Origin of the sequence: Parabacteroides sp. AF18-52, from assembly GCF_003479145.1 — a bacterium.
GTDB lineage: Bacteria > Bacteroidota > Bacteroidia > Bacteroidales > Tannerellaceae > Parabacteroides > Parabacteroides faecis.
This window is the reverse complement of record NZ_QUGR01000002.1, coordinates 79,996-95,615: the sequence shown is the minus strand read 5'-3', so window position 1 is coordinate 95,615 and position 15,620 is coordinate 79,996. Positions and strand designations below refer to the sequence as shown.

Annotated in this window: 13 protein-coding genes and 4 tRNA genes; 6 read left to right on the top strand and 11 right to left on the bottom strand. The window is 45.0% G+C overall.

All coding sequences use genetic code 11. The features are described 5' to 3' along the window. Positions 1–48: 48 nt before the first annotated feature. Both DWX23_RS04130 and DWX23_RS04125 read left to right on the top strand, forming a co-directional pair. Positions 49–3,051, top strand: a complete 3,003-nt coding sequence (locus DWX23_RS04130) for an FAD-dependent oxidoreductase (protein WP_122373546.1) — start codon at positions 49–51, stop codon at positions 3,049–3,051. Between the two features lie 6 nt (positions 3,052–3,057). After that, on the top strand, positions 3,058–4,920 hold the full coding sequence (locus tag DWX23_RS04125; RefSeq protein ID WP_122373545.1) for an FAD-dependent oxidoreductase: 1,863 nt from the start codon (positions 3,058–3,060) through the stop codon (positions 4,918–4,920). A gap of 80 nt (positions 4,921–5,000) precedes the next feature. On the opposite strand, the gene DWX23_RS04120 is transcribed toward DWX23_RS04125, so the two are convergent. The 3 genes from DWX23_RS04120 to DWX23_RS04110 form a co-directional block, all read right to left on the bottom strand. Next, a tRNA-Val gene (locus DWX23_RS04120) sits at positions 5,001–5,075 on the bottom strand. Positions 5,076–5,102: 27 nt separating this feature from the next. Next, a tRNA-Val gene (locus DWX23_RS04115) sits at positions 5,103–5,177 on the bottom strand. Positions 5,178–5,204: 27 nt separating this feature from the next. Beyond that, positions 5,205–5,279, bottom strand: a tRNA-Val gene (locus DWX23_RS04110). Positions 5,280–5,516: 237 nt separating this feature from the next. Here DWX23_RS04110 and purB point away from each other — a divergent pair. From purB to asnS, 3 genes are all read left to right on the top strand, one after another. Further along, the gene (gene purB / locus DWX23_RS04105; protein ID WP_122373913.1) at positions 5,517–6,860 is read left to right on the top strand and encodes an adenylosuccinate lyase; all 1,344 of its coding nucleotides are present in this window, start codon (positions 5,517–5,519) and stop codon (positions 6,858–6,860) included. 62 nt (positions 6,861–6,922) lie between these two features. Further along, complete coding sequence (locus tag DWX23_RS04100; RefSeq protein WP_122354767.1) at positions 6,923–8,410, top strand: pseudouridine synthase; 1,488 nt, start codon at positions 6,923–6,925, stop codon at positions 8,408–8,410. Positions 8,411–8,477: 67 nt separating this feature from the next. Then, positions 8,478–9,884, top strand: a complete 1,407-nt coding sequence (asnS, locus tag DWX23_RS04095; protein ID WP_122373544.1) for an asparagine--tRNA ligase — start codon at positions 8,478–8,480, stop codon at positions 9,882–9,884. A gap of 78 nt (positions 9,885–9,962) precedes the next feature. On the opposite strand, the gene DWX23_RS04090 is transcribed toward asnS, so the two are convergent. Further along, positions 9,963–10,433, bottom strand: coding sequence for an Lrp/AsnC family transcriptional regulator (locus DWX23_RS04090; protein WP_122354771.1), 471 nt, complete (start codon positions 10,431–10,433; stop codon positions 9,963–9,965). Between the two features lie 145 nt (positions 10,434–10,578). Between DWX23_RS04090 and DWX23_RS04085 the strand changes: the two genes are divergently transcribed. After that, positions 10,579–11,130 carry a GNAT family N-acetyltransferase gene (locus DWX23_RS04085; RefSeq protein ID WP_122373543.1) on the top strand — a complete coding sequence of 184 codons (552 nt, stop codon included), beginning with the start codon at positions 10,579–10,581 and terminating at the stop codon, positions 11,128–11,130. Positions 11,131–11,199: 69 nt separating this feature from the next. On the opposite strand, the gene DWX23_RS04080 is transcribed toward DWX23_RS04085, so the two are convergent. The 7 genes from DWX23_RS04080 to DWX23_RS04050 form a co-directional block, all read right to left on the bottom strand. Next, positions 11,200–11,667: a biopolymer transporter ExbD gene (locus DWX23_RS04080; RefSeq protein ID WP_122373542.1), complete on the bottom strand. Its 468-nt coding sequence runs from the start codon at positions 11,665–11,667 to the stop codon at positions 11,200–11,202. Then, complete coding sequence (locus DWX23_RS04075; protein ID WP_122373541.1) at positions 11,667–12,260, bottom strand: biopolymer transporter ExbD; 594 nt, start codon at positions 12,258–12,260, stop codon at positions 11,667–11,669. The genes DWX23_RS04080 and DWX23_RS04075 overlap by 1 nt, the downstream gene beginning before the upstream one ends. A gap of 36 nt (positions 12,261–12,296) precedes the next feature. Further along, the gene (locus DWX23_RS04070; protein ID WP_122373540.1) at positions 12,297–12,770 is read right to left on the bottom strand and encodes a hypothetical protein; all 474 of its coding nucleotides are present in this window, start codon (positions 12,768–12,770) and stop codon (positions 12,297–12,299) included. A 9-nt stretch (positions 12,771–12,779) separates the two neighbouring features. Continuing rightward, complete coding sequence (locus tag DWX23_RS04065; protein WP_122373539.1) at positions 12,780–13,517, bottom strand: MotA/TolQ/ExbB proton channel family protein; 738 nt, start codon at positions 13,515–13,517, stop codon at positions 12,780–12,782. Between the two features lie 80 nt (positions 13,518–13,597). After that, a tRNA-Ser gene (locus DWX23_RS04060) sits at positions 13,598–13,685 on the bottom strand. Positions 13,686–13,835: 150 nt separating this feature from the next. Further along, positions 13,836–14,621 carry a TatD family hydrolase gene (locus DWX23_RS04055; protein ID WP_122373538.1) on the bottom strand — a complete coding sequence of 262 codons (786 nt, stop codon included), beginning with the start codon at positions 14,619–14,621 and terminating at the stop codon, positions 13,836–13,838. Between the two features lie 2 nt (positions 14,622–14,623). Next, on the bottom strand, positions 14,624–15,598 hold the full coding sequence (locus DWX23_RS04050; RefSeq protein WP_122373537.1) for a polyprenyl synthetase family protein: 975 nt from the start codon (positions 15,596–15,598) through the stop codon (positions 14,624–14,626). Positions 15,599–15,620 lie beyond the last annotated feature (22 nt).

Sequence of the window (15,620 nt, the reverse complement as noted above, 5' to 3'; positions counted from 1 at the left end):
CATCTCTTTTATGCAATTCTTCCATTTTAATTCTTAAATAATAAAACCATGATTACACGTAGAGATTTTTTTAAAATAGCAGCAGCAAGTGGAGCTTTAGCTTCTGTCGGACAAATTGTAGAAGCAAAGTCAACAATACAATCAGCCGTTCCCGACGAAGGATTCTGCCATGAAGGGGCGCGTAAGATTCCGGTAATTGCAGAGGTAGACCTTGTGGTCGCGGGCGGAAGTTCGCGAGCAATTGCCGCGGCTGCTGCCGCTGCGAAAACGGGTAGCCGGGTTTATTTAGTTGGTTACATGCCTTATTTGGGTGAAGACATCTGCGGCTCACATCTCTACGAACGGGAAGCAGGAGAAAAATTGCAGACAGCACTTGCACGCAAGCTCTTTCCGGGGAAAAATTTCCCGACCCCGCTGCATATAAAGAAAACATTGGAAGACGAATTGATCGACAACAATGTCCAGTTCCTTTACAGCAGTTATGTAACGAATGTGCTGACGGACCCATCCGGAAAACCTGCGGGAGTCGTGATCGCGAACCGTTCGGGCAGACAGGCCATCCGTTGTAAAGCGATTATCGATGCGACACACAATGCTTCCGTTGCAGGACTATTAGGAGCGGAACGTAAACCTTTTACCGCAGGTACGCAGGAATTCTGCTATACCGTAGTAGGAAATATCAAAAAAGAAGCACCGGAAATTATCCTGGCCGAAGGATTATCCCAGCCCATTAAGGTTGGCGAGAAAAGCTATCCAGTCACCCGCTATACATTCCGTTTACCGCTCAAAGACGACTCGTATGCATCACTGGCCGAGGTCGAACAGATCATCCGCAGCCGGACATGGGATATCGAGCAGGTCGATAGCTCGGATCTGCTCTGGTATATTCCGAAACAAACGATTGACAGCGAGAAAGCATATAACGGGAATCCGGTTTCCTTGCGCAAGTTACCAATGCAAGCGTTTAAATCAAAAAATATAGCAAACCTGTGGGTACTCGGTCCCTGTGCCGAAATACCAAGAGAACTGGCAACCCAAGTGATGCGTCCCGTTCCAGCTTTATTCATAGGAGAGATGATGGGAGAAATGGTTGCCGGACAGATAAAGGATATACCCGTGCCGGCTCAGGCCACTGTCCGTCAACTCAAAGTAAATGCTTCGAACTACGGACAAATGGGCGAACTGCTTTCCCCGCTCCGTCCGTCTCTGCAAAAGGGATTCGTCGACTCTCCGTCAGGCGCACTCCCGATTTTAGGCAGCTACGACGTTATTGTGATGGGAGGCGGCACAGCAGGTGCTTCCGCAGGAATATCCGCAGCCAAACAGGGAGCCAATACATTGGTATTGGAATACCTGCACGGGCTTGGAGGATTAAGCACACTGGGTATGATCGGAGTCTATTGGGACGGGTTCCGGGGCGGATATACCGCTCATATAGACAAGAGTGTCCTGGCAATGGCACCCAAAGACCACCCAAGACAACCCAAAGGGGAAGGCCGCTTCCCCGCCGACTGGAAGATGGAATGGCATCGTAAAGAACTGCTACAGGCAGGAGGCAAACTCTGGTTCGGAGTGATGGGATGCGGGGCTTTGACAGAAGGAAACCAGGTAAAAGGAGTCGTAGTCGCCACCCCATTCGGGAGAGGTGTCATCCTATCCAAAATATTGATAGACAGCACAGGAAGTGCAGACATAGCTATTGCAGCCGGTGCATCATTCGATTATACAGGTAAAAAAACAATCGCCGTACAAGGTGCGGGAACCGGCAAATGGGCACCGGGTGACTATTACAACAATAACGATTGGCTATTCGTTGACGACACAGATATCCTGGATGTCTCACGCGCTTTCGTCCAAGCCAAGACAAAACTGCAAGGACAATACGATCTGGTCAAAATCCCCCAAACACGCGAACGTCGGCGGGTGATCGGAGACTACATCATATCGGTATACGACGTGATAAACCATCGCCGTTATCCCGACACGATTTCTTATCACAAAAGCTCGTTCGATACACATGGCATGATCATAGACCCGCTCTTCATCCTGAACCCACCGGAAAAACGGCATATGATCTACGACGCAGATGTTCCGCTGCGCAGTCTTCTGCCTAAGGGATTGGAAGGGATTTTGACAACCGGCCTGGGAGCAAGTGCGCACCGGGATGCCATGCCGGTGATCCGTATGCAGCCCTGCCTGCAAAACCAGGGATATGCAGTCGGCTACCTTTCCGCCCTATGTGTCAAAGAAAATAAATCTCCGCGCAAGATAGATATCAAAAAGGTGCAGCGTCACCTGGTCGAGATCGGGAATCTGCCGCAACGGGTGCTGACGGATAAGGAGTTTAAAGGGTTCAGTAATTCCGAGATGAAGAAGGCCATCGCCAGTGTGACGGATAATTATAAAGGGCTCGAAATATTGTTGACCGATCCCGAACGTTGCATACAGCTCGCCGGCAAACAAATCGCCGGAGCCACTATGCCAGAAGAGAGAGTGATCCTTGCCAGCATCCTCTGTATCTTAGGACAAGGGAAACACGCTCCGGTATTGGCTGATGCTATCCGCCAATATAAAGACTGGGACGAGGGCTGGCACTACACCGGGATGGGACAATTCGGGATGTGTCTCAGCCGCTTGGATGCCCTTATCACCGCGTTGGGATACTCTCGCGAAACATCCGTCCTTCCCACCGTACTGGAAAAGGCAAAGAAGTTGGAACCGGAAGACTATCTTTCTCATTTCCGTGCCATCGCTATGGCCACGGAAGCAATAGGCAGCCGAGAAGCGGTTCCCCAACTGGCAACCATGCTGACGACACCGGGTGTACGGGGGCATTCGATCCTTTCCTACACCGAAGCGCGCAGCAAAGCCGTTCCCGACCTCAACGACACGTCCACCCGTAACCTCGCGTTGAAGGAATTGCATTTGGCAAGAGCCCTTTACCTATGCGGCGACCAGGACGGTATCGGGGAAGAAGTACTCCGCCGGTATGCCAACGGCCTGCAAGGCCACTATGCACGTTACGCACAAGAAATATTAAACAGTAAATAGCACTTTATGAGAAAGAAAACACTTGTATTCTCCCTCCTTTTAGCCTGTGCGACCGCTTTTGGCCAGTCGTCCTACGACCTGGTGATCGTCGGGGGTAATCCCGGAGGGATCATGGCAGCTATCTCTGCCGCCCGGATGGGGAAAAAATCAGTGATACTCGAACGTACCCGCTATGTCGGCGGACTTCCCGCCAACGGACTCGGAGCAACCGACATCGCTACCCGTGCCGCAACGACCGGCCTGTTCCGTGAGTTTGTGGACGCAGTGAAGCAACACTATATCGACACCTACGGTCCTGCTTCCGAGCAGGTGAAAGTATGCAGCGACGGTTACCATTTCGAACCCTACGTCGGAGCACGCATCTTCCAGAAGATGCTCGACGGACAGAAGGACAAGATCACGGTCCTGACCATGCGTCAGTTCGATGCCGAAGATGAAAACATAGTTATGCGCGATAACCGCATCGAAAAGATCCGCATCCTGAACCGGGAAACCGGAGAGATGGAGGAATACACCGGTTCGGTATTCCTGGATGCCACCTACGAAGGTGATCTCGGAGCCGCTGCCGGCGTTCCTTTCCGCGTAGGGCGCGAAGGGAAAGACGAGTTCGGCGAACCTGGAGCCGGACGCGTCTACAAATATTGGGGCGGTCCGGAAGGGGATGGTAGCACGTTCAAGAAAGACAATGCCGTGCAGTCCTACAATTACCGCCTCTGTCTGACCAACGATCCGGAGAATCGCGTGGCCTTCACCAAGCCGGCCCGTTACAATCGCGAAGACTATGCCTCCATCGTGGAGGATGTCTGGACCGGACGCAACACGGATGTCGCCATGCAACGCGTGACATCCGAAATGATGGAAGAGAACCGGAAGCATATCAAGGCCGGCAACCCCTCCAAACTTCCGGGTGACAAATGGGGGGTCGCCAAGATTACCAATATCGTCCATGTCCCGAATATGAAGACGGACGCCAATAACCAGCACGGCGTGTTCGTTTCCACCGACCTGCCTGAGGAGAACTGGCCCTGGCCCACTTCTTCGTGGGAATGGCGCGACAAGTTCGCCCAACGTCTGCGTGAATATACCGAAGGTCTTTTCTGGTTCGTCCAAAACGATCCCGAACTGCCCACCCACTTCCGCAAAGCGGCAAAAGAATGGGGCCTTTCGAAAGACGAATATGTGGACAACGGGCATTTCCCACGCCAGGTCTACGTTCGTGAGGGCCGTCGTTTCGAAGGCGCATATTTCTTTACCGCCAACGATGCCATTCCGGTAACGATCGGTAGCCGCCCACCCATCCACGAAAGTAGCATAACGGCCAGCCATTATGCGCTGGATTCGCATGCGGTGCGGAAAAGAGAAAAAGGAAGGGTGCATCTGGATGGCTTCCTGAGCTATCCGTCGGCAGTATATACAGTCCCCTATGGCGTGATGGTCTCGAAAGAGGTGGACAACCTTCTGTTGCCCGTCCCGGTTTCGGGTTCGCACATCGGATTTTCCACCCTGCGCATGGAGCCCTGCTGGATGGCGATGGGACAGGCCGCCGGTATCGCTTCAGCCCTTTCGATCGACGGGAAGGTAAAGGTGCAGAACATCGACCTCTCCCGCCTGCAGGACAAGCTAATCGACCAGAAAGCGACGCTTATGTATTTCAAGGATGTGGATTACACGAGTCCTCACTTTCGCATGGTGCAGTATTTGGGACTGCGAGGCTACCTCCCCGAATGGACTGCACGTTTGCAGGAGCCGGTGGATGCAGCGACTCTGGCCTCCTGGAAAAAACTGAGCGGAACGGACCTGCCGGGCATAGAAGCCGGGAAGACGACAAGATTAGCGGCTTTGGATATGATTTATCGGAAAATAAAATAATCTAAAAGGAAGTGTGTCAAAACCATCTATGGATATAAAAAAAGTCCGTTAATCATTTGACTAACGGACTTCTCTTTTAGTGGGCGTTGACGGATTCGAACCGCCGACCCTCTGCTTGTAAGGCAGATGCTCTGAACCAGCTGAGCTAAACGCCCAAGTTGAAATCAATTGGATATGAAAGGTGGGCGTTGACGGATTCGAACCGCCGACCCTCTGCTTGTAAGGCAGATGCTCTGAACCAGCTGAGCTAAACGCCCAAGTTGAAATCAATTGGATATGAAAGGTGGGCGTTGACGGATTCGAACCGCCGACCCTCTGCTTGTAAGGCAGATGCTCTGAACCAGCTGAGCTAAACGCCCTTTCATTACTTCAGTAAGTTTTGTACGCCTTATCTCTCTAAAGCGCTGCAAAGATACGGCTTTTTTTATTACCTCCAAATGTTTCTATGAAAAAGTTGAAAAAAAATTCATTACTACCATTTAATCTGAAGAAATGTAGTAACTTTGCATCTCTATATTATTAATGTATATAAGTATTCGATATCGTAGGTATATCGCCCGGACACTAAGGGATATAGGTGTATAAACTAAATGAGTATGGTATTTTCAACACTAACTGCCATATCGCCCGTAGATGGGCGGTATAGAAATAAAGCCGAGAACCTGGCGGCTTACTTCTCAGAATATGCACTTATCAAATATAGAGTGCGAGTAGAAATAGAGTATTTTATTACTCTGGCTGAGTATCTTCCACAGCTGAATAGCCTGGCTACAGTGGAGAATAAAGAAGCGTTGCGTAAAATTTATCAGGAGTTCAGTCTGGAGGACGCAACCCGTATTAAGGAGATCGAGAGCGTAACTAACCATGATGTAAAAGCTGTTGAATATTTTATCAAAGAAAAATTTGATCTGCTGGCTTTACAGGACTATAAAGAGTTTATTCATTTCGGATTGACTTCGCAGGATATTAATAATACTTCCGTTCCATTGTCTATTAAAGATGCTTTGGATGAAGTTTATTATCCAGGGATTCAAGAAGTGATCGACATGTTGAAAAAGTATGCTGAGGACTGGAGCGATGTTTCTATGCTGGCAAAGACGCACGGACAACCGGCTTCTCCTACCCGTTTGGGAAAAGAGATTATGGTATTTGTATATCGTCTGGAACAGCAGGTGGCTTTATTGAAGGCAATTCCTGTTTCTGCCAAGTTTGGCGGTGCGACAGGTAACTTTAATGCACACCATGTTGCTTATCCGCAGTACGACTGGAAAGCATTCGGAAATAAGTTCGTGAATGAAGTTCTGGGGTTGAGCCGTGAGGAATGGACTACACAGATTTCCAATTATGATAATCTGGCAGCTATTTTTGATGGTTTGAAACGGGTTAATACTATTTTGATCGATCTGAACCGTGACTTTTGGCAGTATATCTCTATGGAATACTTCAAGCAAAAGATCAAAGCGGGTGAAGTCGGTTCATCGGCAATGCCTCACAAGGTGAATCCGATCGATTTTGAAAATGCAGAAGGTAACCTGGGAATGGCGAATGCAATCCTGGCACACCTGGCTACGAAGTTGCCGATCTCCCGTTTGCAGAGGGATTTGACAGATTCTACCGTATTGCGTAACGTCGGTGTGCCTTTGGCCCATATCGAAATCGCATTCAAAAGCTTAACAAAAGGGTTGGGTAAGTTGTTATTGAATGAGAACGCCTTGTACCGGGATCTGGATAATTGCTGGGCTGTCGTTGCTGAAGGTATTCAGACGATTTTGCGTCGCGAAGGATATCCGAAGCCGTATGAAGCCTTGAAAGCCTTAACCCGGACAAATGAAGGAATCACTGAAAAATCAATCAGTGACTTTATTGAAACGCTGCAGGTTAGTGATGTAGTGAAAGCTGAATTAAAGGCGATTACGCCGCATAATTATACAGGTATTTAGTGTGAAGAAAATAGTGTAGCCGTGAGGTTACCAATTAGTTAATTATTTATTAATTTACAACAATGAGCACAGAAGAAAGAGAAGAATCTCAACCGCGTCCTAGAAAGGTGATACCAAGTATCAGACGGGAAAACACAGATCAGGAAGGTGAAAGAAGACCTTACAATCAAGGTTACAGCAGACCTGAGGGAAACAACTATGAACGGAGACCATATAACCAATCAAGCCGGGATGACCGCGGTGGTTATAATTCTTATGGTGATAACCGCTCTTCTTACGGAGACCGTCCGAGTCGTCCTCGGACGTATGACAACCGTGAAGGGGGTTATAATAGCAGACCTTCTTATAACAACCGTGACAACAATCGTGGTGGTTATGGTAATTCAAATCGTGAAGGAGGTTACAATTCAAATCGCGAAGGAGGTTATAACAGCCGTCCTTCTTATGGTAACAATCGCCCTTCTTACGGTAATGACCGTTCGTATGGTGGTGGCGATCGTCCTTTTAACCGTCCTTCTCGTCCTAACTATGACGAAAGACCGGGCAGAGCCTATTCTGCTTCTCCGGAAGGTGAAGCTGGAGGCGACGGCATGAAGAAAAGAAGACCGAGAGTAGGAGACACACGTGTCAATTCTTACGACTCTCGTGATAATCGTGGCGGTGGCCGTCCTTCATACGGTAATAATAACCGTGGAGGTGGTTACGGAAACAACGGAGGATATGGAAACAGACGTCCGGGTGGCCCGCAACGCCGTACGAACGATTACAACCCGAATGCCAAATACAACTTCCAGAAACAGTTGAAGTATAAGGAAGTATTGGCTGACCCTAACGAACCGATCCGTCTGAACAAATTCTTGTCTAATGCAGGTGTTTGCTCACGTCGTGAAGCTGACGAATTTATTACAGCTGGTGCTGTAAAAGTAAATGATGTAGCGGTTACTGAATTGGGTACAAAGATTACCCGTCAGGATAAGGTTGAATTCAACGGTAAACCTGTGCAGATCGAAAGCAAGGTATATATCGTACTGAATAAACCGAAAAACTGTGTGACTACATCTGATGATCCTCAGGAACGTCTTACCGTTATGGATCTGGTGAAAAATGCTTGCCAGGAACGTATTTACCCGGTAGGCCGCCTGGACCGTAACACAACCGGTGTATTGCTTCTTACTAATGATGGTGACCTGGCTTCGAAGCTGACTCACCCGTCATTCAAGAAAAAGAAGATCTATCACGTTTGGTTGGATAAGAACGTTTCTATCGAAGACATGGAAAAGATTGCTAACGGGTTGGAACTGGAAGACGGTGAAATCCATGCAGATGCAATCAGCTATGCCAGTGAAGACGATAAGAGCCAGGTGGGTATTGAAATCCACTCGGGACGTAACCGTATCGTACGTCGTATCTTCGAATCGCTGGGATATCATGTAACGAAACTGGATCGTGTATACTTTGCCGGACTGACTAAAAAGATGCTCGGACGTGGAAAATGGCGTTATCTGAACGAACGTGAAGTTAACGCACTCCGGATGGGTGCTTTTGAATAATATTAAGATTAGCCGGTAGTCAATACCGGCTATCTTGTTTTGATTATCTAAGAATAAACATATAAACATGGAAACAATTACTAGAACAAAAATTGTAGATGTACTGAAAAGCGAAGCTTACGGTACGACCGTTAATGTGAAGGGGTGGGTTCGTACCCGCCGTGGTAGTAAACAGGTTAGCTTTATTGCGCTGAATGACGGTTCTACAATAAATAATGTTCAGATCGTTGTGGATGTGGAAAAATTGGGTGAAGAGTTCCTTAAACCGATTACTACCGGTGCTTGTATCAGTGTGAACGGTGAATTGGTAAAGTCACAGGGACAGGGCCAGAATGTGGAGATCCAGGCAACTGAAATTCAGATTTACGGTACTGCCGATCCTGCTACTTATCCGTTGCAGAAGAAAGGCCATTCACTGGAATTTCTTCGTGAGATAGCTCATTTGCGTCCGCGTACCAATACCTTTGGTGCTGTGTTCCGTATTCGCCATAATATGGCGATTGCTATTCACAAGTTCTTTCATGAAAGAGGTTTCTTCTATTTCCATACGCCGATCATTACAGCTTCCGATTGCGAAGGTGCCGGACAGATGTTTCAGGTAACGACAATGAATCTGTATGATTTGAAGAAGGACGAGAACGGTTCGATCATTTATGAGGATGATTTCTTTGGCAAACAGGCGAGCCTGACGGTTTCAGGTCAGCTGGAGGGTGAATTGGCTGCCATGTCTTTAGGTTCGATTTATACTTTCGGACCGACATTCCGTGCCGAAAACTCCAATACTCCGCGTCATTTGGCTGAGTTCTGGATGATTGAGCCGGAGGTTGCTTTCAATGAAATCGCAGAGAATATGCAACTGGCTGAAGATTTTATCAAGTATTGCGTGCAGTGGGCTTTGGATAACTGTATGGAAGATATCCAGTTCCTGAACAATATGTTTGATAAGGAATTGATCGAACGTTTGCAGTTTATCCTGAAACATGACTTTATCCGCCTGCCTTATACGGAAGGTGTTAAGATTCTGGAAGAGGCTGTTGCAAAAGGACATAAGTTCGAATTCCCTATTTTCTGGGGGGCAGACCTGGCTTCAGAGCATGAACGTTATCTGGTGGAAGAGCATTTCAAATGTCCGGTTATCCTGACTGATTATCCGAAAGAAATCAAATCTTTCTATATGAAGCAGAATGATGACGGAAAGACTGTTCGTGCTATGGACGTTTTGTTCCCGAAGATCGGTGAGATTATCGGTGGTTCACAGCGTGAAGAGGATTATGAGAAACTGACACGTCGTGCAAAAGAAATGGGTGTGCCTGAGAAAGATATCTGGTGGTATCTGGATACCCGCCGTTTCGGTACAGCGCCTCATTCTGGTTTCGGCTTAGGGTTTGAACGTCTGCTATTGTTTGTAACAGGTATGACAAACATTCGTGACGTGATTCCTTTCCCGAGAACTCCGAAGAATGCAGAGTTCTAATAAAGTATTCCGGCAGTAGCCGGAAGCTTTCATAAATAGAAAAAGGCTTTTGAATCAGATTCAAAAGCCTTTTTCTATTTATTCGTCATCCAGATCGATCGGTATCTGTCTCTTAAATGCTTCTTTAAAGGAGATCAGAGATTCTGTCCGTGCCAAGCCCAACGGCTGTAGTTTGTTGTGGATAATGCTTAGCAGATGCTGGTTGTTCTTTGCATATATTTTGATGAACAGATCATATTGTCCGGTTGTATAGTGGCATTCCACTACTTCCGGTATTTTCTTCAATGCTTCTGTTACAGTAGGAAATTGTCCCGGTGATTTTAGGAATAGCCCCATATAAGCACAGGTTTCGTAACCAACTTTTGTATTATCTACGATGAATTCCGACCCTTTGATAACACCGAGATTGGTGAGTTTTTGTATTCTCTGGTGTATAGCGGCTCCTGAAACATTGCACTCTCTGGCAACTTCAAGGAAAGGCATGCGAGCATTCCCTATGATTAGCTTCAATATTTTTTCGTCCAATTCATCCAGTTGATGGTGTGCCATAATTTCTGTATATTTGTATTTCTGTTATTCTATATAATTACAATTACATACAAATATAATCAAACTATAATAATTAGACGATATAATTCGTTCAATTATTTTATTTCGTAAGTTTTCTTTTATTAATCTATCAATTTATAAGAGTATGAGTTCAAGTGCAGTAATCGAATGCAGGATGGTGAAAGATTTTTCCGATCCTTTATTGGATAAAGTAGAAAAAACATATAATGATTCCTTTCCGGAAGCCGAGCGACGGGCGTTTTCCCTGGTGAGAGAATTGGTAAAGGAGGAACCCCGCTTCACCGTTTACACATTATTTAAAGATGGGGTATATGCCGGTTTTATTACAGCCTGGCGTTTTGCGGCATTTATATACGTGGAACATTTTGCTATCGATGCTTCCGCCCGTAACGGTGGAATAGGTGGGGAGTCTATGAAGCAGTTTATGGCGCTTTGCGGCGCTCCTGTTGTTTTGGAGGTGGAAATACCTGCCGACGAGATGAGTAAGCGCAGAATCGGCTTTTATGAGCGTCTGGGGTATGTGTTGGATAACCATGTTTATTTCCAACCTCCGTATCGCCCGGGAGAATCCTTGTTGGAAATGCGGTTAATGACTCACGGGCAGATCGACTTGAGCAAGTCGTTTGAGGAGGTGAAAGATAATCTTTACCGGTATGTGTATGGTGTTCAGGAATAGAAGGTGAATTTAATCCAATAAAAAAGGCAGAACGTTTAGTCCTGCCTTTTTTGTTTATTATTGAATTAATTAGTCAACACTTTGTCTTGCTGAATAACTAATCTTCAATGCGTATGCTTCACGAAGCGCCTGTTTTACGTCTGTGATAACACCCATCTTCGTCTCTTTGTCGGCTTTGATGGATACAGTCATAAATGGCTGATCTTCCTCTTTCATACTTGACTTTTCCTGTGCGATGTAATCTTGAATCTCGTCAATGTCCGCGATTTGATCGTTTAACTGTACACGAGTTTCAGAACCCATCTTTGCTCTTAATTCCTGTGTTGGTTTACCTACATAAATGAATGTTACCAAAGATTTCTTTTCCAGTTTCTGAAGCTCAGTAGCCTGAGGTGCCTGGAAAACTACTTTTAGAGTAACTTCACGCATAGATGTTACCATCATGATAAAGAACAAGAAGGCAAATACCAAGTCAGGTAATGATGAGGTATTTAATTCGGGCATTTCTCTTCCGCCCGCTTTACTAAATTTTCCCATTATTTTTTGCCTCCATAATTTTTAGGTTCTGCTTCTGATATCTTTTGAGGATAAATCATCTGCACAGCCTTTTGTTGGTCTTCATCCAAATCAGCGAAAGCTTTGCCAAATTTCTTTTTAGAAACCTCGTCTCTCAGTTCGTTATAGGCTCCAGCCAATTCGTTCTGAACGTCGATGTAAGCCTGATATTCGGTACCACGGTCGTTCTGCAAAGAGATAACATGATTTTTTGTTACCATCTGCTTTCCGAAGTAAGGTACGTCCACTTCAGTCTTTTCGGGCATATGCTCGTCGTTATAAGGATTTTCAATGAAAGTTCTAACCTTTTCTCTCAGTTGCTTAATATCAATGAATTCATTATTACAGAGAATCTGGTTGTTACTGTTGATCAGTACGACCAGGATATTTCTCTTTTTGATATCCATCTCTTCATTTTTTTTCTGATCTTTGGGTACAGGAGGCGGCAAACGTCTTGCCAAACCTTTATCTGTGTCCATTGAAGTAGTAATAAGGAAGAAGATAAGCAACATGAAAGCAATATCGGCTGAAGAAGTCGCATTCATTGCGGGCACTTTTCTTTTCTTTTTTGCCATATCACTTTTTTTGTTTTATCGGATTCGTTATTACTATTATCTATTAAGCATTCTTTTTACAGAACCTGCAGCAACAGCAATGATGATTAAAATCATCAAAATAGCTGAAGAATAAATCCACATGTCTGTAACTTTCAACCAGAAAGGAATATTGTATTCCTGTGAGTCAGCATTCAAACCTTTCAAAGGTGTTGCGTCACCCATAGAATAAGTAATGAACATCATTGCAGCGAAGAAAATGATAACAATGAATGATGCCAATGCTGATTTCGGACTGGTTTTCAATAATGACGTAAATTGCCAAAGAGCAAATATAACTGTACTAACAATTGTAATGAAAAACAATACAGTTGTCCAGTTAAGCAATAAGCCTGTATAGATAGGCTCTTTCATTTCAACAGAAGGGTCAACGACGCCTCCTGCGTAGAACATACCCAATACAACAAGACTGATAATAGAGGTAATCAGTAATGTCCAGCTGGATACTTTTCTTATTTTAGTAACTGCCATAAGTCTGAATTATTTTTTGAATTTAAGGTTGTATTTGATAACCATGTCGATCAAAGAAATAGAAGCATCTTCCATCTGGTTCAGGATAGCTTCCAGTTTGCTCAACAAATAGTTATAGAATACCTGAAGGATCAAAGCTACAACAAGACCACCTACAGTTGTGATCAAAGCCACTTTCATACCACCGGCAACAACCGTCGGGCTGATATCACCAACCTGTTCGATTTTGTCGAACGCCATAACCATACCTACTACAGTACCCAAGAATCCTAATGACGGAGCCATAGCGATAAACAATGTGATCCATGACATGTTCTTTTCCAAAAGACCACCCTGTACACCACCGTAAGAAACGATAGATTTTTCAACAACATCAATACCCTGATCGATTCTCATCAAACCCTGGTAAGCGATAGATGCGATAGGACCTCTAGTATCACGAGCGATAGCTTTTGCGCCTTCTACATCACCTTTATCAAGGGCATCTTCAATACCTTTTAATAATTTGCTTGCATTAGTTTCAGCTAAGTTCAGATAAATAATTCTTTCAAGGCAGAAAGCCAAACCGAAAATCAAAGCGATAGCAACCAAACTCATGAAGTCGGCACCACCTTCAATAAACTTAACTTTTAAAGCCTGATACATGCCACCTTCAACAACTTGTTCAGTAGCGTCCTGAGCGAATGCCACAGTAGAAGTTCCAAGGGCGCAAATACCCAAGAATGTTTTTGCAAAATACTTTTTCATTGTGTGTTTAATTTTTAAGATTAATAATTCTCTTATTTGTTTTTATTTTTGTTGTTAATAAATTCCCCATGGTACTTATGCGGAGAGAGCGGGATTCGAACCCGCGATACACTTTAGGCGTATACACGCTTTCCAGGCGTGCCTCTTCAACCACTCGAGCATCTCTCCAATTTTCAGCCTTTGTCTCCTCTAAAACGAGCGCAAAATACGAAAAAAATCCCATATGCAAACGTTTCAGTGCACAAATCTAAAGTTTTTGCTTGACATATACACAATATCTGACGTAATAAATTTTGCTTCCGACCTGAAATTTTGAAACTAAGCCTTTTTATTTGGAATTTTGAATAAATCCAATGCATTTTTTCTTGTAATTTCTACGGTTTCATCAAGCGGAAGGCCGAATGTGTCCGCTACCTTCTCAGCCGTTTTCCATATGTATACAGGCTCGTTTCGTCTACCTCTGTAAGGTACCGGAGCCAGGTATGGAGCGTCGGTTTCCAGTACGATGTGATTGATGTCACTGCATTTGATCGTATCTGAAAGTTTGGAGTTTTTGAATGTAATGACTCCGTTAATTCCCAGTTTGAATTGTTCTAATTTTTTTATTTCTTCCAGATCATCTATGGTACCGGTGAAACTGTGGAAAACGCCTTTTAATTTGTCTGCACCGACTTTATGGATGCTATCCAATACCTCCGGATAAGCTTCACGGGTATGGATCGCTACCGGCAGATCCAGGTCGATGCTCCATTTTAGCTGCTCCTCAAAGACTATTTTTTGTTCTTTCAGGTAGGTTTTATCCCAGTATAGGTCGATCCCGATCTCTCCGATACCACAATAAGGTCGTTTTCCCAGATAAGATTCTGTTATTTTTAGATTCTCTGTGTAATGTTCGTCCACGCTGGTCGGATGCAAGCCCATCATCGGATAGGCAAAATCCGGAAAACGGTCGCACAAATCGTGCATCCGTTCAATGGTGGCGACATCTACGTTGGGGAGCAGGATGGTGTCGATGCCTGATTCCCGGGCAATATGAACCAACTCCTCCTGTTCCGGGTCGAACTCTTCCAGGTACAGATGGTTATGCGTATCTATGAGTTTCATTTTTAAGACTGGCGGTACATTAAACGGTTACTTACATCTTTCAAAATGGTCAACTTCTCCGGGGTTACGTTGAGTCTCGATAAATGATCCATTGCCTTGTCGTAATATCCCTGCATTTTAACAGTGGTGATATCTTTCAGATGTAATTCATTATATATGGCTGTGACTGCTTCGATTTTCTCTGCAGGAATGAATTGTGTTTTGCCGATCCAGTTGTTGAGGGTCGCTTTTTGTTCAGGTGAAGCCAATTCAAACGCATGTATCAATAAAAAAGTCTTTTTGTTGCAAGTGATATCACCGCCGATATTTTTACCGAATGTGGCAGTATCTCCGTACACATCCAATAAATCGTCCTGCAGTTGGAATGCGAGTCCGATGTTTATACCGAAATCATACAGATTGTCGGCATCTTCTTTGGATGCACCACCTATGATAGCTCCGATTTTCAGGCTGCAGGCAAGTAAAACGGCTGTTTTTAACCGGATCATTTCAATGTATTCCGGTTCGGTTACGTCTGTCCGTGATTCAAATTCCATGTCATATTGTTGTCCTCCGCATATTTCAAGGGCAGTCTCGGTGAACAGGTCGAATACTTCTTTTAAGCAGGAGGGTTCTGTTTTTCCTATCAACTGATAAGCCGCGATCAGCATGGCATCTCCGGAAAGGATGGCCGTATTGTCATTCCATACTTTGTGGACGGTAGGCTTGTTTCTTCTTTTGTCAGCTCTATCCATCAGGTCGTCATGAAGCAGTGTGAAATTATGGAACACTTCAATACCCAATGCAGGATAGATGACATTGTCAATATTTTCCTGATACAGATTACAGGCCATTAAAGCGAGTGCCGGACGGATCCTTTTTCCTCCCAACGATAGGATATATTCAATCGGGTCATATAAACTTTTAGGAGGATATTCAAAACTCAGTTGTGAAATCTCATGTTCTACTTTTTGTAGGATCTCGTTGAAGGATAACATATAAATATTGAATTAGGAATGA

Excerpts from the sequence above, each read along its gene's own strand:
- purB (WP_122373913.1), top strand. The coding sequence starts at position 5,517 with ATGGTATTTTCAACACTAACTGCCATATCGCCCGTAGATGGGCGGTAT.
- DWX23_RS04080 (WP_122373542.1), bottom strand. The coding sequence starts at position 11,667 with ATGGGAAAATTTAGTAAAGCGGGCGGAAGAGAAATGCCCGAATTAAAT.
- DWX23_RS04050 (WP_122373537.1), bottom strand. The coding sequence starts at position 15,598 with ATGTTATCCTTCAACGAGATCCTACAAAAAGTAGAACATGAGATTTCA.
- DWX23_RS04075 (WP_122373541.1), bottom strand. The coding sequence starts at position 12,260 with ATGGCAAAAAAGAAAAGAAAAGTGCCCGCAATGAATGCGACTTCTTCA.
- DWX23_RS04090 (WP_122354771.1), bottom strand. The coding sequence starts at position 10,433 with ATGGCACACCATCAACTGGATGAATTGGACGAAAAAATATTGAAGCTA.
- asnS (WP_122373544.1), top strand. The coding sequence starts at position 8,478 with ATGGAAACAATTACTAGAACAAAAATTGTAGATGTACTGAAAAGCGAA.
- DWX23_RS04130 (WP_122373546.1), top strand. The coding sequence starts at position 49 with ATGATTACACGTAGAGATTTTTTTAAAATAGCAGCAGCAAGTGGAGCT.
- DWX23_RS04055 (WP_122373538.1), bottom strand. The coding sequence starts at position 14,621 with ATGAAACTCATAGATACGCATAACCATCTGTACCTGGAAGAGTTCGAC.
- DWX23_RS04100 (WP_122354767.1), top strand. The coding sequence starts at position 6,923 with ATGAGCACAGAAGAAAGAGAAGAATCTCAACCGCGTCCTAGAAAGGTG.
- DWX23_RS04125 (WP_122373545.1), top strand. The coding sequence starts at position 3,058 with ATGAGAAAGAAAACACTTGTATTCTCCCTCCTTTTAGCCTGTGCGACC.
- DWX23_RS04070 (WP_122373540.1), bottom strand. The coding sequence starts at position 12,770 with ATGGCAGTTACTAAAATAAGAAAAGTATCCAGCTGGACATTACTGATT.
- DWX23_RS04085 (WP_122373543.1), top strand. The coding sequence starts at position 10,579 with ATGAGTTCAAGTGCAGTAATCGAATGCAGGATGGTGAAAGATTTTTCC.
- DWX23_RS04065 (WP_122373539.1), bottom strand. The coding sequence starts at position 13,517 with ATGAAAAAGTATTTTGCAAAAACATTCTTGGGTATTTGCGCCCTTGGA.